The organism is Pedobacter sp. KBW01, from assembly GCF_003852395.1.
Taxonomy (GTDB): domain Bacteria; phylum Bacteroidota; class Bacteroidia; order Sphingobacteriales; family Sphingobacteriaceae; genus Pedobacter.
Genome location: NZ_QAJQ01000004.1, coordinates 125,346 through 145,913, shown reverse-complemented (window position 1 = coordinate 145,913; position 20,568 = coordinate 125,346). Strand labels below are relative to the sequence as shown.

At 38.4% G+C, this 20,568-nt stretch carries 19 protein-coding genes; 14 read left to right on the top strand and 5 right to left on the bottom strand.

Translation table 11 applies throughout. The features are described 5' to 3' along the window. Window positions 1–155: 155 nt before the first annotated feature. Window positions 156–3,710: a PKD domain-containing protein gene (locus tag DBR40_RS04330; RefSeq protein ID WP_124558582.1), complete on the top strand. Its 3,555-nt coding sequence runs from the start codon at window positions 156–158 to the stop codon at window positions 3,708–3,710. Between the two features lie 2 nt (window positions 3,711–3,712). Next, on the top strand, window positions 3,713–4,723 hold the full coding sequence (locus DBR40_RS04325; protein WP_124558581.1) for a type IX secretion system membrane protein PorP/SprF: 1,011 nt from the start codon (window positions 3,713–3,715) through the stop codon (window positions 4,721–4,723). A gap of 84 nt (window positions 4,724–4,807) precedes the next feature. On the opposite strand, the gene rpoN is transcribed toward DBR40_RS04325, so the two are convergent. Further along, complete coding sequence (gene rpoN / locus DBR40_RS04320) at window positions 4,808–6,280, bottom strand: RNA polymerase factor sigma-54 (RefSeq protein ID WP_124558580.1); 1,473 nt, start codon at window positions 6,278–6,280, stop codon at window positions 4,808–4,810. Window positions 6,281–6,442: 162 nt separating this feature from the next. Between rpoN and mscL the strand changes: the two genes are divergently transcribed. Beyond that, a complete protein-coding gene (mscL, locus tag DBR40_RS04315) occupies window positions 6,443–6,880 on the top strand; it encodes a large conductance mechanosensitive channel protein MscL (protein WP_124558579.1) in 438 nt (145 codons plus the stop codon). A 41-nt stretch (window positions 6,881–6,921) separates the two neighbouring features. Here mscL and DBR40_RS04310 read toward each other — a convergent pair whose 3' ends face one another. Beyond that, window positions 6,922–7,794, bottom strand: a complete 873-nt coding sequence (locus DBR40_RS04310; protein ID WP_124558578.1) for a ChaN family lipoprotein — start codon at window positions 7,792–7,794, stop codon at window positions 6,922–6,924. Between the two features lie 132 nt (window positions 7,795–7,926). Between DBR40_RS04310 and DBR40_RS04305 the strand changes: the two genes are divergently transcribed. The 8 genes from DBR40_RS04305 (at window position 7,927) to tsaB (ending at window position 12,934) form a co-directional block, all read left to right on the top strand. Beyond that, window positions 7,927–8,700: a LiaF transmembrane domain-containing protein gene (locus DBR40_RS04305; protein ID WP_124558577.1), complete on the top strand. Its 774-nt coding sequence runs from the start codon at window positions 7,927–7,929 to the stop codon at window positions 8,698–8,700. 21 nt (window positions 8,701–8,721) lie between these two features. Continuing rightward, a complete protein-coding gene (locus tag DBR40_RS04300; RefSeq protein WP_124558576.1) occupies window positions 8,722–9,069 on the top strand; it encodes a DUF4288 domain-containing protein in 348 nt (115 codons plus the stop codon). Then, complete coding sequence (locus tag DBR40_RS04295) at window positions 9,059–10,120, top strand: sensor histidine kinase (RefSeq protein WP_233603802.1); 1,062 nt, start codon at window positions 9,059–9,061, stop codon at window positions 10,118–10,120. Before DBR40_RS04300 ends, DBR40_RS04295 begins: the two co-directional genes overlap by 11 nt. Further along, the gene (locus tag DBR40_RS04290; protein ID WP_124558575.1) at window positions 10,098–10,832 is read left to right on the top strand and encodes a LytR/AlgR family response regulator transcription factor; all 735 of its coding nucleotides are present in this window, start codon (window positions 10,098–10,100) and stop codon (window positions 10,830–10,832) included. The genes DBR40_RS04295 and DBR40_RS04290 overlap by 23 nt, the downstream gene beginning before the upstream one ends. A gap of 164 nt (window positions 10,833–10,996) precedes the next feature. Beyond that, window positions 10,997–11,155 carry a 50S ribosomal protein L34 gene (gene rpmH, locus DBR40_RS04285; protein ID WP_010601723.1) on the top strand — a complete coding sequence of 53 codons (159 nt, stop codon included), beginning with the start codon at window positions 10,997–10,999 and terminating at the stop codon, window positions 11,153–11,155. A 65-nt stretch (window positions 11,156–11,220) separates the two neighbouring features. Then, window positions 11,221–11,619 carry a ribonuclease P protein component gene (locus DBR40_RS04280; RefSeq protein ID WP_124558574.1) on the top strand — a complete coding sequence of 133 codons (399 nt, stop codon included), beginning with the start codon at window positions 11,221–11,223 and terminating at the stop codon, window positions 11,617–11,619. Continuing rightward, window positions 11,603–11,833 carry a membrane protein insertion efficiency factor YidD gene (gene yidD / locus DBR40_RS04275; RefSeq protein WP_124558573.1) on the top strand — a complete coding sequence of 77 codons (231 nt, stop codon included), beginning with the start codon at window positions 11,603–11,605 and terminating at the stop codon, window positions 11,831–11,833. The genes DBR40_RS04280 and yidD overlap by 17 nt, the downstream gene beginning before the upstream one ends. Before the next feature lie 405 nt (window positions 11,834–12,238). Beyond that, window positions 12,239–12,934 carry a tRNA (adenosine(37)-N6)-threonylcarbamoyltransferase complex dimerization subunit type 1 TsaB gene (gene tsaB / locus DBR40_RS04270; protein WP_124558572.1) on the top strand — a complete coding sequence of 232 codons (696 nt, stop codon included), beginning with the start codon at window positions 12,239–12,241 and terminating at the stop codon, window positions 12,932–12,934. 6 nt (window positions 12,935–12,940) lie between these two features. On the opposite strand, the gene DBR40_RS04265 is transcribed toward tsaB, so the two are convergent. Continuing rightward, on the bottom strand, window positions 12,941–14,350 hold the full coding sequence (locus DBR40_RS04265) for a DUF5723 family protein (RefSeq protein WP_124558571.1): 1,410 nt from the start codon (window positions 14,348–14,350) through the stop codon (window positions 12,941–12,943). Between the two features lie 31 nt (window positions 14,351–14,381). After that, entirely contained in the window at window positions 14,382–15,950 is a 1,569-nt protein-coding gene (locus DBR40_RS04260; protein ID WP_124558570.1) for a hypothetical protein, read from the bottom strand. A gap of 90 nt (window positions 15,951–16,040) precedes the next feature. Here DBR40_RS04260 and DBR40_RS04255 point away from each other — a divergent pair, with 90 nt between their 5' ends. From DBR40_RS04255 to DBR40_RS04245, 3 genes are all read left to right on the top strand, one after another. Further along, window positions 16,041–16,427, top strand: coding sequence for a DUF423 domain-containing protein (locus DBR40_RS04255; RefSeq protein WP_124558569.1), 387 nt, complete (start codon window positions 16,041–16,043; stop codon window positions 16,425–16,427). Continuing rightward, complete coding sequence (priA, locus tag DBR40_RS04250; protein ID WP_124558568.1) at window positions 16,427–18,907, top strand: primosomal protein N'; 2,481 nt, start codon at window positions 16,427–16,429, stop codon at window positions 18,905–18,907. The genes DBR40_RS04255 and priA overlap by 1 nt, the downstream gene beginning before the upstream one ends. Window positions 18,908–19,156: 249 nt before the next feature. After that, window positions 19,157–19,813: a protein-L-isoaspartate(D-aspartate) O-methyltransferase gene (locus tag DBR40_RS04245; RefSeq protein ID WP_124558567.1), complete on the top strand. Its 657-nt coding sequence runs from the start codon at window positions 19,157–19,159 to the stop codon at window positions 19,811–19,813. A gap of 70 nt (window positions 19,814–19,883) precedes the next feature. On the opposite strand, the gene smpB is transcribed toward DBR40_RS04245, so the two are convergent. Further along, entirely contained in the window at window positions 19,884–20,333 is a 450-nt protein-coding gene (gene smpB / locus DBR40_RS04240) for an SsrA-binding protein (RefSeq protein WP_124558566.1), read from the bottom strand. Window positions 20,334–20,568: the final 235 nt, after the last annotated feature.

Here is a 20,568-nt window from a genome sequence, read left to right as displayed (position 1 = left end):
GCAAAAATTTTACATAACCCCTGGAGTTTATTACACGAAATGGTAATTTCTTGCTAAAAAAAATGTTAATTTTTTTTCATGTACTTTGATTAATAGTATATTGCATATCTAATCAAACAAACATGTATAACGTTTTTCAATAAAGCTGATAGGTAATGAGCAGGCATTGGTTATTGGTTGTGTTTTTTCTTTTGCTCTTTAAGGCAGGTGCTGTTTTTTCGCAGAATACATCAAACAAAGGGAAAGATTTTTGGGTGACGTATAGCGGGCATGCCAATGGAACTTCTTCCAAACTAACATTGTTTTTATCTGCCGATAAAGCAACAACTTATACGGTTTACATAGGAAGTGCGATTGTGGCAAGTGGCAGTATTGCCGCAAATACTTGTCTCCCGGTAATTATTGATCCAAATAGTCGTCCTGTTTATATTGACGGAAGTGATGTTATCGAAAGTGATAAAGGAATACATGTAGTTACAACATCGCCAATATCTCTATATAGCGTAATTTCTTTCAATGCCCGTACAGGAGGTACGTTGGTATTACCCACAAATACACTCGGCAAAGAATATTATACTTACAGTTATCAAAGTACCAATACCAATGGCTATTATGCACAGTTTACCATATTGGCTACCGAAGATGATACTGATATAGAAATTACCCCTAAGACTGGAAACTCAAAACATAATGCAAATGAAACTTTTACAATAAAGCTCAATAAGGGACAGATTTACCAGTTTCAAGCTAGAGATGATTTATCCGGAAGTCACATCAAATCAACCAAGGGGTGTAAATCAATAGCTGTATTCTCTGGTAATACCTGGGCTTCTTTTTGTGAGCAAGGGAGTAGTCGTAACGCAAGTGGAGGAGATAACCTTTATCAACAATTGTTTCCGGTCACAGCCTGGGGGAGAAATTTTGTAACTGCACCTTTTTACAATACCATTCATGGTAATACCGATGTAATCAGGGTAATTGTATCAGAAGATAATACTGTTTTAACGGTTAATGGCAGTACTTCCAATGCCAATGGTACAACACTTAGTAATCCATACAATAAAGGCGCAGTAGTAACATTTTTCTCTACCTCAGCCAATGTAATTTCGGGTTCTAAGCCCATTTCGGTAGCACAGTATCAAACTTCGCAAACTTGTAATTTAAATAACCGGCCACAGGTAAACCAGAGTGGAAATGACCCTTATGAAGGTGATCCTGAAATAACGGTGTTAAACCCAGTAGAACAAACATTAAGTAATATTACTGTATATTCTAAATTGCGAGGTGTGCCCACTAATATTGCTAAATTCTTTATTAATGTAATTATTAAAACTGTCGATATCCCGTCACTTAGGTTAGATGGTAATCCCGTTTCAGGTTTTGTAAATATTGATAACGAATACAGTTACGCAATTATAGATGTAACCTTTGATTCAAAAGATCAGCATCGGCTAACAGCCGCTGGAGGATTTTCGGCTATAGCTTATGGTTACGGTTATGTAGAGTCCTATGCATACCTGGCAGGGGCAAATATTCAAAATTTTACTTTTCAGCCTCAAAACGAAGCGACAGGAAAAAATGTTACGAGTGGTTGTTTGGGCGAAGTTATCAAACTCAAAATTAATTTGCCTTACCAACCTGTACGTTTGGATTGGGATGTGCAAAATGGGGATGGACTGATAAGCCAGATTGCACCAGTTGCTGTTTCTAATTTTACGGATAATGGGGTGACTTACTACACCTATTTTTACCCGAACGAAATTAAATATAATGTTCCCGGCGATTATCAGTTTAAGGTAACCGCTACTAAACCTGCAGCCGATGATTGTGGCAGCACGGAAGAACTTGTTGCCGATTTTACGGTTGATAAGGAGCCAACTGCCGATTTTAAAGTAGAAAAAATTAATTGTGCTAACTCGCCGATACCTTTTAAAGATATAAGTACTTCTAATTCTGATACACGTACAATTAATACCTGGTTATGGGATTTTGGCGATGGAAATACATCGACAGAGCAAAACCCCGTTCATACCTACATTAGTAAAGGTGTTTACAAAGTTATTTTAACCGCCACTACAGATTCTAAATGCTCAAAGGTTTCTGAATTTCAGGAAATCACAATAAACCCTCAACCTGTTTCTGATTTTGATGTTAAAGGTTTATGTGTGGATTTGCCTGTGATATTAACTGAAAAATCAACCATCGAAAGTCCTGGTAGCATTGTAGAATGGAGGTGGGATTTTGGAGATGGATCAGCGGAAGTGAAAGTAGCGAATAATAGACCTCCCGTTCATAAATATGCCGCAACAGGCAATTATACCATAACGCTGACAACAGTGAGCGATTTAGGTTGCGTGAGTGTACCAAAGCCTAAAAGTGTAACTGTAATTAATCCTCAAATAGCTGATTTTATAATGCCTGATTTTTGTTTGGCAGATGGTGTAGCACGGTTTAAAAATACCACCAAAAATGCAGATGGAACCACAACAGGTTTAACTGCAGTATGGAAATATGATAATAATAATCCTTTAGCAACTTCTACAGGTTTTGACGGTGCTTTTACCTACGCTGCCACAGGCGATTACATTGTAACCCTAACCGTTAAAAATCAGGACGGATGTGAGGTGTCAACTTCGAAAACTTTTACTGTAAACGGATCTGTAAAAGAGGCCGATTTAGATATCGTAACCAATAATGTGTGTGTAAGTGATGATGTGATTATCAAAAACAGATCGACAACTTTTGAGGGTAGTAAAATTACCAAAATTGAGATTTATAGAGATTTCGGCAGGGAAAGTAGCATTTATAAAACCATTTCCTATCCGGATGATAGCGACATTGTATTGAAGTATGATAGTTTTGGTGGTACAACCGATCGCCCTTACACCATCCGGTTAGTGGCTTATACAGGCGAAACATGTTTTAAATTTATAGATAAAACCCTTACGCTTAAACCCGTGCCACAATTGGAATTTGCCGATATGCCTGCGGTTTGTGAAGCCGATGGTACGGTTTTAATTACTCAGGTCACACAAAAAGTGGAAGAAGAAATGCCTGGCACAGGTGTATATTCAGGCAATGGAATTAAAGCAGATGGTACCTTTAATCCTAAAATTGCAGGCGTAGGTCGTCATACCATTACCTATACTTTTACAGCTACAAATGGATGTTCTTCTCCCATTAGTAAAGAAATTGAGGTGTACGCATCGCCAATAGCAGATGCCGGTACATTAATTTATATTTTGGCAGGCGGACAGATTGAGCTTCCGGCAACTGCGCAGGGCACTAATTTAAAATACCAGTGGTTGCCTGCAGTTGGATTAAATAAAACAGACGTGCTAAATCCAATTGCCTCACCAGGTCAGGATACCGAATATACACTTACCGCAACCACACAGCCTGATGGTTGTTCGACCACCTCAAAAGTTTTGGTTAAAGTGTTGCAGGCACTTACCCCGCCAAATACCTTTACGCCTAATGGCGATAACGTAAACGATACCTGGATCATTAAATATTTAGAATCTTATCCTAATGCAACTGTAGAAGTTTTTAACCGTAATGGCAACAGGGTATTTTTTAGCGATGGCTATAAAGTACCGTTTGATGGGAATTATCAGAATAATCCCTTACCTGTCGGTGTTTATTACTATATTATCAACCCAAGAAACGGTCGTAAAACGATAACCGGTCCGTTGACTATAATCAGATAAAATTGAAGAAACTCATCATCATATTAGCGTTTTTTGTCTCATTTACTGCCTTTTCGCAGCAAAAACCTCAGTATACCCAGTACATTTTTAATCAGTACCTGTTAAACCCGGCACTATCCGGAATTGAAAACTACATCGATTTTAAAGGAGGTTACCGCAAACAATGGTCGGGGATTACCGATGCACCCCAAACTTCTTTTGTATCGGCACACTGGGCATTGGGCGATAACCAGTTGTGGAGTAATGCGCTTACGGCTTTCCCTGAACAAACCGGAAACCCAATGGACCGCAATTATATGCAGAATTACATGTCGTCGCCCTCACATCATGGTATGGGTGTAACGGCAGTCCTCGATAAAACGGGGCCGGTAAAAAGATTGGATGCCAATGTAACTTACGCTTATCATTTGCAGCTGAGCAATAATTTTAACCTGTCGGCTGGTGTTGCGGCAGGGATTTCGAGCATTTCGCTCGATGTTAACGCCTTAACATTCGATGCACCTTACGATCCCGCTTTAAACAGGGCATTGATTAATCAGGTTAAGCCTGATTTAAGTATCGGTTTGTGGTTATATGGCGCACGTATGTTTGCCGGTGTATCGGTACAGCAGATTTTGCCTCAAAAGTTGAGCTTTACAGGAGAAAACAGCTACAATTTAGGTAAAGAAGTGCCGCATTATTTTGCTACAGCAGGTTATAAGTTTTTTGTAGATGACGAAATTTCGGCAATTCCTTCTGTAATGGTTAAATATGTTTCGCCAGCACCAGTATCAGTCGATCTGAATATGAAGCTGGCCTTTAAAGATAAAGTTTGGTTGGGAGGCAGCTACCGCAAAGATGATTCTTTCTCGGCCATGGCTGGATTTAATATCGGTAAGATGGTTAATCTGACTTATTCGTACGATTTTTCTACCTCTGCACTAAATCAAGTAAGCAATGGTAGCCATGAAATTGTTTTGGGCTTAATGCTTAACAATATCTACAAAGTTCCTTCGTACATTAAAATGTGGTAGGTCAGTTTTCAGTTGGTAGTTTACAATTCAATAATTTCAGATATTAATTATAACTGAAAACCGGAATCTAAAACTGCCAACTGCCTAAAGTTCTTTTCTTAAACGAGCCACAGGGATGTTCATTTGCTCACGGTACTTGGCAACTGTTCTTCTGGCAATGTTGTAACCTCTTTCCTTTAATATTTCGGTTAGCTTCTCGTCTGCTAAAGGTTTACGCTTATCTTCGTTACCAATGCAATCTTCCAATATCTTTTTAACTTCTTTGTTGGAAACTTCCTCGCCGTTTTCAGTTTGGATAGCTTCTGAGAAGAAAGATTTTAACAGGAAAGTACCAAATTCGGTTTGCACGTATTTAGAGTTGGCCACACGTGATACGGTTGAAATATCCATATCAATTTTATCGGCAATATCTTTTAAGATCATTGGGCGCATTTTACGCTCATCAGCCGTTAAAAAATATTCATACTGATAATGCATAATGGCATTCATGGTTTTTAGCAAGGTTTGCTGGCGCTGTTTTATGGCATCAATAAACCACCGTGCCGAATCCAGTTTCTGTTTTACAAACTGAACGGCCTCTTTTAGTTTTTTATCTTTTGACGAAGCCTTATCGTAATGCTCAAACATTTCCTGGTAAGAGCGGCTTACTTTTAGTTCAGGGGCGTTTTTAGAGTTTAAGGTCAAAATCAGTACGCCATCGTTATTGCTGATGTGAAAATCGGGGATAATCTGCATCTGCTTGGTCGTTACCTGATTGGCATCACCTGGTTTAGGGTTTAAACGCAATATTTCGCTCACCACTTCTTTAAGCTCCTCGCTGTCTAAGCCTAAACTTTTTTCCAGTTTGTCATAATGTTTACGGGTAAATTCATCGAGATAATTTTCTACCACGTTCATTGCTTTAACAATAATGGGGTTGTGCGTATCTTTACGTTTTAACTGGATTAGTAAACATTCTTTAAGGTCTCTGGCGCCAATGCCCGGAGGATCAAAGCTTTGAATCAACTTTAACATTTCGAGCACATCTTCCTCTTCAACCATTACATTTTGAGAGAAAGCAAGGTCATCAATCATCGAACCCAGCGGACGACGTAAGTAGCCGTCGTCATCTAAACTGCCTATAATCTGTTTACCGATAATAAAATCCTGGTCAGATAGGGGAATAAGATCTAGCTGTTCTTGTAAACTTTCGAAAAAAGTACTTTCAATGGCAATTGGAGTTTCTTTTTTCTCTTCATCATCATCACCATTATTATAATTGGTGCTATAATCGTTGACCGAGTCGTCTTGCAGGTAATCATCCACATTAAACTCATCCATACTGGTGTCTTCTGATGATTGTTCGTAATCATCCGGACTATCATTTAAATCATCGTATTCGCTTTTGGGCTCATCCTGGGTCATTAAACTAGGATCTTCCAATGCCGGATTTTCTTCAAGCTCCTCTTTTACACGGGTATCTAAAGCAACAGTAGGCACCTGCAACAGCTTAATAAACTGTATTTGCTGTGGTGATAACTTTTGTAATAATTTTTGTTGTAGGTGTTGCTTTAGCATAGTATATATAAAAGAATGGGCAAAAATAAACAATAGATTTCAGATATTTTCCTGAATTGGCCTAAATGCTGTTGATATGTTCGGTTTTTAAATTATTTCCTAAACATTTGGATTCAAATTAAAGTTTGCTAATTTTAATAAAAAACTAAAACTTAATTTAAAATGGGATTTGCAAAAGAATTTAAAGAGTTTGCCATAAAAGGCAACGTAATGGACCTTGCCGTAGGGGTAATTATCGGTGGTGCTTTCGGAAAAATAATCGATAGTGTAGTTAACGATTTGGTAATGCCTGTTGTTGCTGCAATTATAGGTAAACCCGATTTTAGCAACATGTACGTAGTACTGCGGGGGGCTGTGCCAGAAGGAACAGCATTGGCTGATGCCAAAAAAATAGATGGTGCAGCAATTTTTGCTTATGGTAACTTTATAACCGTAGCCATCAATTTTCTTTTACTGGCATTGGTAATCTTCCTGATGGTTAAAGCCATTAATCAAATGAAACGTAAAGAAGAAGCGGTTGCGGCAGCTGCGCCACCTGCACCAACAAAAGAAGAAGTGCTTTTAACGGAAATCAGAGATTTGCTGAAAACAAAAGCCTAACATATAAGCTCCGCAGATTCATCCCGCCTGCGGAGCTTTTTTTAATAACTTCTTTTAACACCAGGGTCGGTAATAATAATATAATCGCCCAGGTTTTTAAATTTTTCCCAATCTGGTTGCCCAAAGCTTTCATCAGGAAAAGAAGAAATATTTAATATTTTTAATTTTGGATTGAATTGAGCCAGTCTGGCCAGGGTACCCAGTTTTTCGTCACTGTGAAAACGCCCGTTAAGTTGCAGTATCTTAGTGCCTTTATTCAATTTGGCAAACTTACCGATAGACCAGGCCATGGTTGCATCCCATAAATTTTGTGTTTGGTAAATTTTCATCGAACCCATATTATGGCCACCTAGAGTTGCTGTAAATTTATCGTAATATTTGCCTTGTGCCGTATCGATAGGGAGTGGAGGTAAAAAACTGAGCGAGCTTTTAGGTAGGTTCTCTAAAGCCTTTAAACCACCCATAGTAACTGCGTTGCTATAGCGTGCAGCTGCATTTGCCGCAATAACCTGTAGCTTTAGCTTTTTGGCCTGCTCTATCAAAGGCCTGTAGTCACTATAGTTTCCCCAGGCACGGCCTTCTTTAATAAAGTTCTTTTCCGAAATCGATCCTGCCAGGTATTCATTTACCACGGGTTGCACATCTGTGTGAAACATCTCTAACGATAAAGCTGTTTTTTGCGGGTACCTGTTACTTAGTTTTTTGAAAATTTCAGCTTCAAGGTAATGCCCAACCGAATCGTTGTGGTCTTCGCCGAAAAAAAGCACATCTGCATTGTCCATGTCAGAAATTATATCATCCAGCGTTACCTTTTTTTGTTTTTTTACATCGAAAATTTTATAATGGCTGCTCATATCCTGTGCGCAGAGGTTGTTGCCAATGGCCAGGCCAATAATAATCAGGAGGAATTTCATATTTCAAAGTAACAAAATAATTTTCACCGATAAAATGAGGTTATTTACCGCCTTTTATCCATTTTCTGCACTGGCCATATAGGCTGCTCTTAATCTTATCGATACTTTTGGTTATTAAATAATGCAACACAAATGGAAAATCTTAATATAAACGATAATAGCCACATTAAAAACTCTGGAAGGGTTTGGAGTGGCGTACTGATAGTCATCATCGGGCTTGCTTTTTTGTTAAACAATATGGGACTCGATATTCCACGCTGGATATTTAGCTGGTCTAATTTTTTAATTGTACTCGGGCTTTTTATTGGTGCACGCCGTAACTTTAGGGGTATAGGTTGGTTGATACTGGTTTTAATCGGGTCTTACAATACCCTTGATAATATGGGCCTTGATTTCGATCTTTCGAAATACGCTTTAGGTCTTGGACTGGTAATAGTGGGAGGCTTTTTAATCTTCAGACCCAAGAATTCACTTAAAGAAGAAGGCTTGTTTGGCAGGCGCAGGAAAGATAGGAAAGAAAAGTATGTTGATCAGACAACTTTTGGTTACGATAAAACGGCAAACAACAACGATATTATAGATGTATTGGCTGTTTTTGGTGGAAGCCATCAAACGGTTTATTCTAAAAACTTTCAGGGGGGCGATATTTCAGCTGTTTTTGGAGGCGCGGATATTGTAATGACCCAGGCCGATTTTGCGGATACGGTTTCACTTGATGTAACTGCAGTATTTGGAGGCATTAAATTAATTGTACCACCAAACTGGGCAATCAAATCGAATGTAACCGCATTGTTTGGTAGCGTTGAAGATAAGCGCGCACATACCATGCCGGTAAGCGAAATGCAGAAAACGCTGATTTTAAGTGGTACAGCCTTGTTTGGAGGAATAGAGATAAAAAGTTTTTAATGTTAATTAAAATCATCGCCTATGAAATGGTTTGCTGTAAATTGTATTTTCCAGGTAATTTGTGGTGCAGGAAAACATGCACCACAAATTAATGAACAAACGCGTTTAATACAAGCTGGCGGGCAATTGGAAGCATTGGATAAAGCCAGATTAAATGCAGTAAATTTTAACCCACCATTTAATAACTGTAAAGGAGAAAAAGTGGTGTGGAAGTTTATCGGTGTTGGGGGAATATCAGCAGTAGAAGAACTCGCTGATGGTGTTGAGATCAGTTCCAGCATTGTTGAACCCGAATCGGTTGATCAATATCTGGAAAAGCTTAAACACCGAAATCAATCATTAACTAATCAAAACCGTTTTGACAACTAGACCTTTATCCGTTCCACAGATACAAAAAACATCACTTTCCTTTGCGGTAGTTTGGGTGATATTGTGTGCTGTTGGACTGCATTACGTTGTAAGCTTTTCCTGGTGGATATCGGTTACAGATAGCCTGATCAATAATATTTTATTGGCATTGGCATGTATCGGTATCAGCAACATGCTGGGCTATTACCAGCCTAAAAATGAACGTATTCTGTACGTGCTCATTGTAACCATAGCGCTTACCTTTGTTATTATTTTTGCGGCAAAATATTCTTTACTCTACATTTTTGCTGATTTTAAAGAATACAATGATTTTTATAATTTTTCTTTTGCTTTTCGTGGCTTAATTTCTTTCATGTGCCTGGGCTGGTGTGCGCTGGCCAATATTTTGTGGTATCGGTTAGAAGAACAGTCTGAAACACACGAAAGACTTTCGGCAGCTAAAAGTCTGGCCAAAGAAGCAGAGCTAAATAAATTAAGGCATCAGTTACAACCGCATTTTTTGTTCAACAGCTTAAATTCGGTATTTGCGCTAACCATGGTTAATCCAAAAGAGGCGGGGGTAATGATTACTAAACTGGCTTCCTTTTTACGTGGTACCTTAAAACGCGATGATGAATTATGGGTATCGGTAGAGGAGGAAATGGAATACATTCAGTTGTATCTGGATATCGAAAAAGTAAGGTTTAGTCACCGTTTAAATATTGAAGTAAATGTTGCTGAAGATACCTTGAAACTTTGTTTACCCGGTACTTTATTGCAACCTATTGTAGAAAACGCCATTAAGTTCGGGCTTTACAATACTTCGGCTGGCATTACCATTAAGATAGATGTTACTGTAGAACAGAACCTGCTGTCACTACGTGTACAAAATCCTTTCGATCCTGAAATGAAGGCGGCTGGAGGCACCGGATTTGGTTTAAGTGCTATTAAACGGAGGTTATATCTGCTATTTGCGAATACACATCTGTTACAGACCGATATTGAGGCAAATAATTTATATATTACCACCCTAAAAATTCCACAAAAAAATGATCAGAACAATACTAATTGATGATGAGCCTTTAGCTAGAGATATTGTAAAATTCTACCTTTCCGATCATGCAGAAATAGAGATTGTTGCCGAATGTGGAGATGGTTTTGAAGGCTTAAAAGCGATTACCCAGTACAAACCCGATCTGATTTTTTTGGATATTCAAATGCCAAAAATTAGCGGTTTCGAAATGTTGGAGCTCGTTGAAGATAAGCCTGCCGTGATTTTTACGACTGCTTTTGATGAATATGCCATTAAAGCTTTTGAAGTAAATGCAGTAGATTACCTGCTTAAACCAATTGATAAATCGCGTTTTGATGCCGCAGTTAAAAAAATACCGACCAAATTAAACCAAATCGAAAATACGGAGGCTGTTTTAGATGCAGCAGCGTTAAGTCCGGCGCAGAACAATAGGGTAGTGGTTAAAAAAGATGGGGTAATTAAAATTATCCCCGTTGCCGATATCAATTACCTCGAGGCTGATGATGACTATGTAAAACTGAGTACTATTGAAGGTGTTTACTACAAGAATAAAACCATGGCTTATTTTGAGCAGACACTCGATGTAAGCCAGTTTATCAGGATACACCGTTCATATATCATTAACCTCGCGCAAGTAACCAAAATAGAGCTTAAAGAGAAAGACAGCTATGTGGTGCTGTTAAAATCAGATATCTGGCTTCCGGTAAGCAAAACGGGTTATGTAAAATTAAAGGCAGCCCTTGGATTATAATTACCCATTAAAATCTCGTTCATTGCAATGAAACAAACAGCTTTTTAAAAAGAATTATTACATTTGCAGCTAAATAGAAAAAATAATAATTAATCACTCTTGCATTTGTAGAGAAATCGCTTTATATTTGCACCTCTTAATTTTACAATAGATAATATACAGTCATGAAAAGAACATACCAACCTTCGCAAAGAAAGAGAAGAAACAAACACGGCTTCCGCGAAAGAATGGCAACAGCTAACGGCAGACGAGTATTAGCATCACGTCGTGCTAAAGGAAGAAAAAGATTAACAGTTTCTGACGAACGCAAGCATAAAGCATAATTTTGATTGCTTTTCCGTAAATCCGGAATTGGCAGATCAAAATCTGCAGTTATCAATCAAAATATATGTACACATTCAGAAAAGAAGAACGGTTATGCAGCAGGAAACATTTAGACCTGTTGTTTAAAAACGGTTCTTCTTTTTTATTATATCCTTTTCGGGTTTCCTATCTTTTTGTCGATCAGCCAGCCGATGTACCCGCCCAGGTGGTGATCAATGTTCCTAAAAAAAGATACAAGCGTGCAGTAGACCGCAATCTGCTTAAACGCCGTATTCGTGAGGCTTACCGCCTGAATAAACAAAATCAATTATATTTTCCCTTACCAACCAATAAAGGGTTGCTGTTGTTTTCTATTCAATTTGTAGGGAAAAGTAAATACGAATTTGCCTTTATCGAGAAAAAACTCATAGCTACATTTAAGCGATTCCAAAACTTAATTCAGCCCGATGAAGTTCATCAATAAACTGTTTGGTTGGTTCTTTTTAGGCTTGATAAAAGTATACCAGTATGCCGTTTCGCCTATGCTAGGTGCAAATTGCAGGTTTACACCAACCTGTTCGCAGTACGGAATAGAAGCCATTAAAAAGTACGGGCCCTTTAAAGGTGGCTGGATGGCGCTTAAGCGCATTGGCCGCTGTCATCCCTGGGGCAAACATGGGCACGATCCGGTTCCTTAGGGGTTGATTAATTCATTTGTCATCATCTGGTTAATCGTTTAAATGTTTAAGTTGGTTAATTGTGGCTTTAAATGTGAAACCCCCAGTAGTAGAAACTATTTTATTGATGGTTATTCATTAGTTACTGCATATTGCCAATAGAAAACTGGAGCTTGGTTAGTCAATCTTTTGATTGATTCCATTTTCAATCATTCCAACCTTAATCAGTCATTTCGACTGAAGTGCAACGCAACGGAGAAATCTATTTCGTTTGATCCTTCATTGCATTTGGGATGAAAAATGTGCTAAGTATGATACAGTAAGAAGGGGAGTCTATTGCTGAGTTCAGACTAAAAACTGTGGACTAGCCCGATCCATCTTCCATTATACCCCTTCCATCTTCCATTTTTTAATATCTTTGCACCCATGGCTAAAATACTTCAAATAGAAACAGCTACAGCGGTTTGTTCAGTTGCTTTATCGGTTAATGGGAAAACAGTTTCGGTAAAGGAAGAAATAGGGCAAAATCTGCATGCCAGTAAGCTCACCCTGTTTATTGATGAAGTGTTGAGAACTGCCGGTGTTAACTATAGCGAACTCGATGCCATTGCGGTGAGTAAAGGTCCTGGTTCTTACACGGGCTTGCGAATTGGGGTTTCTACTGCCAAGGGTTTATGTTACGCTCTAGATAAGCCGTTAATCGCCATCGAAACGCTAAAAATGATGGCGGCTGGTTTCCAGTCTGAAAACCCGGAGTATAAAGGGTTAATTTGTTCGATGATTGATGCGCGCCGTATGGAAGTTTATACTTCGGTTTTTGATATCACGCTGGATGTACTTTTACCAACTGAAGCTAAAATTATAGACGAAACTAGCTTTTCTGACTTACTTTCAATAAATAAGGTTACTTTCCTAGGTGACGGGGCAGCGAAATGCGCCGCCGTTTTAACCCACGAAAATGCATACTTCGATGCTGCTAACTTCAATGCTGCTACTTACATGTCGGCATTGGCCGAAACTGCTTTTCAGCAAAGAAACTTTGAAGATGTAGCTTATTTCGAACCTTTTTATCTCAAAGATTTTGTGGTTACGCAATCTAAAAAGCAGCAGGCGCAACCCTAAAATTATTTATCTTCTTTTAAATATCGAGAATAGGCTTTTAAAGAAACTTCCACCTTCATTATCGTTAATGCCAGGCATTACGTCGCTAAATTGAGGATGGTTTACTACGTTTCCAAACTTAATGCCTACACCCATATAAAACGATGCCCCATTTGGTCCACTGCCTACTGTAGCGTCGTTTTTAATGGTACCAAGGGTTTGAAAACTGGTGGCAATCAGGTTATCCGATCCCAGAAATAATTCGAAGTTAGGCGTTTGGTATTTAGCTTGTACACCTACCATAAATACCTGATTTAAATTATACAAGGGAGTAACACTGGCCGAAAAATCGTTGGCAATAAAGGTGTTTACAAAAGCAATATCCCCGCCTTTGTAAAACAAATTCTTCGAAACTGCTAAAGCAGGTTTGTAAAAGCCGTAACGTTTAGATACAAATACATCAATTTTAGCATTTGTAGGTGCTAAAAACTTTTTGCTTTGCTCCGATAAAAGAAATATGTCTTCAATCTCCTGGTTGGTGTTGGATTGGTTGTTTTCCAGGTTTTCAATCACCTTCGATTGGTCTACTGTATTTCTGTGTGTATTGCTCCGCCACCATATAAAACCAAGATCTTTAACGTTTGCCATTAAAAATAGCCCTTTTTTGGTGGTATAGTTAGTTCCGAAGCCAAAAGACAGACCGGGGTTTTTAAAATTAGGGAAGAATGTTTTTTTATCTACTTCATTAAAATCAGAGAAGTTTGCGGAATAAGTGCCTCTTAAGCCAATTAACATGGCCGATGCACTAGGGTCGATGTAGAGGTAAGAATCTTTAACATCAAGTTTATTGTAAACCATACCGCTCAGCAAACTGGCTTTTAAACCAAAAGCGAGACGTTTATTCCAGTTTTCGCGGTAAGTAAAGCTAAATTGGTGGTAAGTTTGCTGGTAACCTTTGGTATCGAATATGCCAGTGTATTCCCTTCCTGGGGTAAAGCGCTCGTACGAATCAAAAATGGCCAGGGTTTCATTGGTGTAATCGATATGGGCGTCTGATCTGATTTGCCAGGCAAAGCCCATTTCTTTCTGGTATTTGTACGATTTAAAAAGACGGAAGGCCGCAACGTAAATATTGCTGTTTTCGAAAAAGTGGTTAACCTCGCCTGTACCCAATGGTAAGCCTTCGGTATCCCAGGTACCCTCTTGTGTTAATTTGCGGATCGTAAACTTAGAGCTTCCTTTGTTAATGGCATTTGTACCAAAATAGGGCAGAAAGAAGTTGGAAGAAAATTTTCGCGACGAATCTAAAGTAAACGATTTTTGAGATGGGTTTTCGAATGCATCGAACATGGTTTTCGTGCCAAAAAGCGCGTATTGCTGAGCATTTGCTACCCCGAAGCCGGCTACTGCCAGTAACGTAAGTAAAAGTTTCTTCATGTAAATTAGTTCTTGGGGACGGTTCTTTTTATTAACGGTTGCTTAGTGAATCTGGTATTTCTGGTTTTAAATATTTGTTTAATAGTAAGTTGGTGATAAATTTATCGCGGTCTGCACTTAGCTGATAACAAAAAGTATCGAAACTTTTTAAACCACTATCTGCCCTTAAATGTTTGTAAAAAGGCATTTGGATGTTATCTCTAAAGATAGCCGATGAATTTTTGGTATTGATGTAATAATTCACATTTGAAGTATTCGAAATCTGATTTATCGCATCTAAATACTGTGGGGTTTGTATTAAAAGCCGGTTGTTTTTGTAATTGTTCAAAAATACCTGAATGGTGCTGGCGTTGTTGGCTACAATTAAATTATTATCAATAACTGTATAATAGGGTTTGCCGAATTTTTTAAAGGGCTCACCGAAATAGCTCACCAAAATATCTGATGATTTAAAGAGCTTAATGTCTTCATTGTAATCTGCACTTACATCCAGCAACAGTTGTCGTACTTTTTCGCCGTTACTTAAGGCAATTGCACCCAGTTTTTCGGTTGTGCTGAGCTGAAAAGTTACAAACTGGTTTTTAGTATAAACAGGAAATATCGTATTTAAATCAACCCGATACTGGTCTTTAATGTTTTTGATAACGGTACTGGACTGTTCTGCTGTTTTATTCTGCTGTTGCCAGTTGTTTAATTTGCCCAACCATTTAGCATAATCATCAAAAGCATACATTACATAATTGGCTGTGTTATCGGGTAAGATATTTTGTATGGTGGTGTTTTGTGCAGGTGTGTTTTCGAACAGTTTAAGGTAGTTGTTAGGATCTTTTAATTGGGTGTTTCCGTTAAAGAGGATTTTCTCTTTGCTGAAATTGTAATTGAGGATAGCATAGCTATTCTGTTTATCAAATACCGCAATTTCGCCGTTAATATTACCCGCTATAATGCTTTTAAGCAATAATGGCGCCTGGTTAAAATTAATGTAAACATGAGCGAGTACATTTTTAATTTGGTGGTTATTCTCCTTAATAAACTCAGTAAAGGGATTTTCGGTTAAACGAATACTTGCATCTTTAATCAGTTTTAACGAAGTAGATACCGTTATTACCTGGCTTTGTACACCCATGAAAACACTTTGGTTGTCGTTTAGTTTCACACTGTAAATATTCTTTGAGTTTTGGCTGATTGCTGCTTTTGATTTTAGCTGATCGTAAAACTTTTTAATATCATGTTCAGGTGAAAGCTGAATAGTGATAAGGAAATTTAAGGTTTTATTGGTGTCAGGCAGCACGCTAATATAAACCTGCTGATCTTTAATGTATCTGTTCAGGGTATTGTCATCAATAATACTGGTTTTTAGCTGAGTTAACAGGCTCATTTTGTCTTGGCCTAAAACCTGTTGAATCAGTTCCTGCCCCTCCATAATATTATAAAAACCCTTATCGTTTTGAAATGAAAATACTAGTGCCGCATTATTGGTTGCCGATTGCAGGGCCAAATCTTTTGCATTGTTTTCAATCCCTAATCTCGAAAAATAGAGGTAAGCCATTAGGGCTACACCCAAAAATAATGCGCTTGTTAGAATTACGATCTTTTTCATCTGCTGTGCAACAAATTTAATTTATTACATTGATTAGTGAGAAGTTCTTTGTCAATTTATTAATTTAGCGATTGCTTATAGCAAAGAACTATGAATAAACGAATAATCCTTACTGCTTCTTTTTTTGGTGTTGTTGCTGTTCTATTGGGTGCCTTTGGCGCTCATGGCCTAAAAGCTTTGATAGATGCACCTTCACTTGAAATCTGGCAAAAAGGGGTTGATTACCAGTTCTACCACACTTTTGCGTTGCTGTATCTATCTACCTTTGCACGTTACCGCAATAAACTGATCAATATTGCTTACTTCTGCTTTACTTTTGGGATTGTACTTTTTTCGGGCTCGCTGTATTTGTTAGCTACCCGTAGCATATCGCACTTAGAGTTTACCTCGTTTATTGGTCCATTAACACCAATTGGCGGACTTTTATTTGTGTTGGGATGGATAATGCTCTTTTTTGCAGCATTTAAAGATAAATAATGAATACTTACGAAAACGATATATTTACAGAAAGAGAAACACTTTTTGTTGAAGTTATTTTGCCCTTATCTCTGGCAAAAAACTATACCTATCGTGTACCTTTTGATCTTAATGAGCAGATTGCTATCGGGAAACGCGTAGTGGTTCAGTTTGGCAAACACCGCATATATACTGCTTTAATTAGTGGTATTACCACCGTTCCGCCTACCGTTTACGAAGCAAAATATATTATTGATGTAATTGATAACGAACCCGTAATTACGCCCACCCAGCTTAAGTTCTGGACCTGGATGACCAATTATTACATGTGTAATGAGGGCGATGTAATGGCTGCGGCTTTGCCTGCAAGCTTAAAGCTAGCCAGCGAAACAATTCTGATCCTCCGCGAGGATTACGACGAAGAAACTAAACTTACAGATAAAGAGGACGTAATTATTTCTGCACTTAAAAAACAGGAAAAACTTACCGTTAACGATGTTTCCAAGTTGCTGGGGCAAAAAACCGTTTACCCTATAATTAACCAGTTGTTAGATAAAATGCTGGTGCTCGTGGCAGAAGAAGTGGTACAAAAATATAAACCACTGCTTAAATCGTTCGTAATGCTGAACGATTTTTACAGCGACGAAGAAAACTTAAAACAGCTTTTTAATGTTTTAGACCGCGCGCCTAAGCAATTAGATGCTTTATTGGCCTACCTTAAACTGCAAAAATCGAATTTACCAGTCTCTAAAGAACAACTTTTAGAAGAGAGTAATTGCGGACCTGCGGCATTAAAGGCACTTACTGATAAAGATATTTTTGTGGTGATGAAGCGACCAGTTAGCCGGTTGGCAGCCCAAGATGAAGCATTTAACGTTAATTTTGAGTTGAATGAAGGTCAGCAGCAGGCTTTAACGCAGATTAACCATTATTTTGAAGAAAAAGAAGTGGTATTGCTGCATGGTGTAACTGCATCTGGTAAAACACAAGTATATATCAAGCTGATTGAAGAAATTATTCAGCATACTGATGGCCAGGTGTTATTCCTCCTGCCTGAGATTGCCTTAACTACACAAATTGTAGAACGGATAAAACGCTATTTTGGCAATTCAATAGGGGTATACCATTCTAAATTTAACAATAACGAAAGGGTCGAAATCTGGAATAAAGTAAGGACGGGTGCTTTTAAGGTAGTTTTGGGAGCCCGTTCGGCAGTTTTCTTACCTTTTCAGCACCTTAAATTAATTGTTGTAGACGAAGAACACGAACCTTCTTATAAACAATACGATCCGGCGCCACGTTATCAGGCCAGAGATGCAGCTATTTATTTAGGATATCTGCACCAGGCTAAGGTAGTGCTGGGCTCTGCTACGCCATCACTTGAAAGTTATTACAATGCCTTACAAGGTAAGTATGGTTTGGTAGAAATGAAAGAGCGTTTTGGTGGTGTGCAACTGCCTAATCAGCAGGTAGTAAGCATCTCTGAAGAAACCAAGAAAAAGACGATGAGTTCGTATTTTTCGAGTGTGCTGATTAAAGATATTGATCTGGCGCTTTCGAAGAAAGAACAAATTGTGTTGTTTCAAAACAGAAGGGGTTATGCAACCATTCTCATTTGCGCTACCTGTGGTTATGCGCCCAAATGTGTTAACTGCGATGTAAGTTTAACCTATCATAAAAGCAGCGGTAAATTACATTGCCATTATTGTGGTTATCAGCAAAGCAGCGTTAACATTTGCCCTGCTTGTGGTTCTGTGCATGTTGAACAAAAAGGCTTCGGTACAGAGCGTATTGAAGAGGAGCTGAGGCTGCTGTATCCGGAGGTTACCATTGCCCGTTTGGATATGGACAGTACCCGGACCAAAAATGGCCTTCAGCAGATTTTAAATGATTTCCAGGAAAAGAAAACAGACATTCTGATTGGTACCCAAATGGTAGCCAAAGGATTGGATTTTGATAACCTTAGTTTGATCGGGGTAATTAATGCCGATACGCTTTTGGGTTATCCCGATTTCAGGGCTTACGAGCGAAGTTTTCAGTTGCTGGCGCAGGTTGCGGGCAGGGCAGGGCGTAGGGCCGATCAGGGAAATGTGTGCATCCAGACTTACGATGCCGAAAATCGTATTATTAAGCAGGTGGTAAACAACGATTACGAAGGGATGTACAACGATGAAATTGCAGAACGCGAAAAGTTCTTGTATCCCCCTTTTTCGAGGATGATATTCCTGTACATTAAACACAAAGATTCGCATGTGCTCGATCATGCTGCATTAACCCTGGCCAATATCCTTAAAGCAAAATTTGGTAAAAGAGTTTTAGGTCCCGAGCAGCCTTTGGTTACCCGCGTACGCAATCTTTATATCAAACAAATTATTATCAAAGCCGATAAGCATACCGCTATTCAGAAGGTTAAAGATGCCCTGCGCGAAACATTAACCGAGTTTAATGCAACCAAAGAGTTTAAAGGTGTTTTTACACAGATAGATGTTGATCCATACTAGAAAGTTTTGAATGATCGATTTTGAATGATTGAGTTTTGAATGTTAAGGTTATTCAGGCACTCACTCATTCTATCCTTCAAGCATTCACTCATTCTATAATTCCATCCTTCGCTCATTTTTTAATTCAAAAATCAGTAAATTTATGTTGATAATGTATCCTTCTCTAACTCAGGTATTCAATCATTAATCCTAGGCTAAATTCTATAATTCTCTTGAAACACGATTTAAAAAGGCTAATTTTGAAACTTCATGGCGTATAAATTTGTTGATAATTATAGGGAGCGGGGAGCTAGAAAAAAATTAGTCGAGTTGTTGAGATCTCGCGGAATTGAAGATGAGAGCGTACTAAAAGCCATTGGCAAAGTGCCCCGTCATTTCTTTTTCGACGAGACTTTCTGGAACCAGGCTTATAAAGATATTGCTTTTCCTATCGGCGATGGGCAAACCATTTCGCAACCCTATACCGTGGCTTATCAGAGCGAATTGCTACACATTAAAAAAGGAGATAAAGTGCTCGAAATTGGTACAGGATCTGGCTATCAAACCTGCATTTTAATGGAGCTGGGCGCCAAGGTTTATACAATTGAAAGACAAGAGAATATTTATAACAGAACCATTCAGGTTTTGCCAGGAATGGGGTATAAGCCTACTTTTTATTGTGGCGATGGTTCAAAAGGCATTGCCAAACATGCGCCATATGATAAGATAATTGTTACCGCCGGCGCACCGTTGGTTCCCGAAATCTTATTGAAACAGTTAAAAATTGGCGGTATTCTTGTTATTCCGGTAGGAGATGAGCAAACTCAGAAAATGGTTACTGTAATCCGTGTAAGTGAAACCGATTACGAGAAAATTGTATTGGATACTTTCAGGTTTGTGCCTTTAGTAGGCGACCAGGCGTGGTGATTAAGTTTGGAGTCATAAGGCTGGAGTTTTGAGTAGACTCGCAACTCCAAACCCCCAACTTCCAACTAACTTACCTTTTCAACGCCCTATCTAATTCCCGTTTGGTATCTCTATCTTTAATGCTATCGCGTTTATCGAATTCCTTTTTACCTTGTGCTAAGGCAATTTCCATTTTGGCGAAACCTCTTTCGTTAATAAAAATGCGTAAAGGAACGATGGTGTAGCCCTTTTCTTCGCCTTTTAGTTTTAATTTCCGGAGTTCTTTCTTTTGCAGTAATAGTGCACGGTCGCGTTTAATATCGTGGTGATAAAAGGAACTGTGGCTATATTCCGAAACATGCAGGTTGCGTACATATAGGATTCCCCCAATAAACGTGCAGAATGCATCAGTCATGTTGGCTTTTCCTTGTCTGATCGCTTTTATTTCAGTGCCTAAAAGGGCAATTCCGGCTACATACTTGTCTATCAGGTTGTAATCGAAATAGGCTCTTTTATTTTTTATATTGATATCGTTTTTCAAAATTTTATAAAGTATATGTAATTACTATAATTATACAATTGTATAATTATAGTTTCGGGTTGCAAATATCTTAAAAATTGACGTGATAATTTAATTTTTAATTGTACAGTTTAAAGAAGTCAAGTTTTATAGCGATTTGCATATTCAAACTTGACTTCTTTTGGTAATGAGGTGTGATTGGGAAATGTACAGCTATCCCTTTTGGTATCTTCAGTCCCGCTTTCCCTCCTGCCAA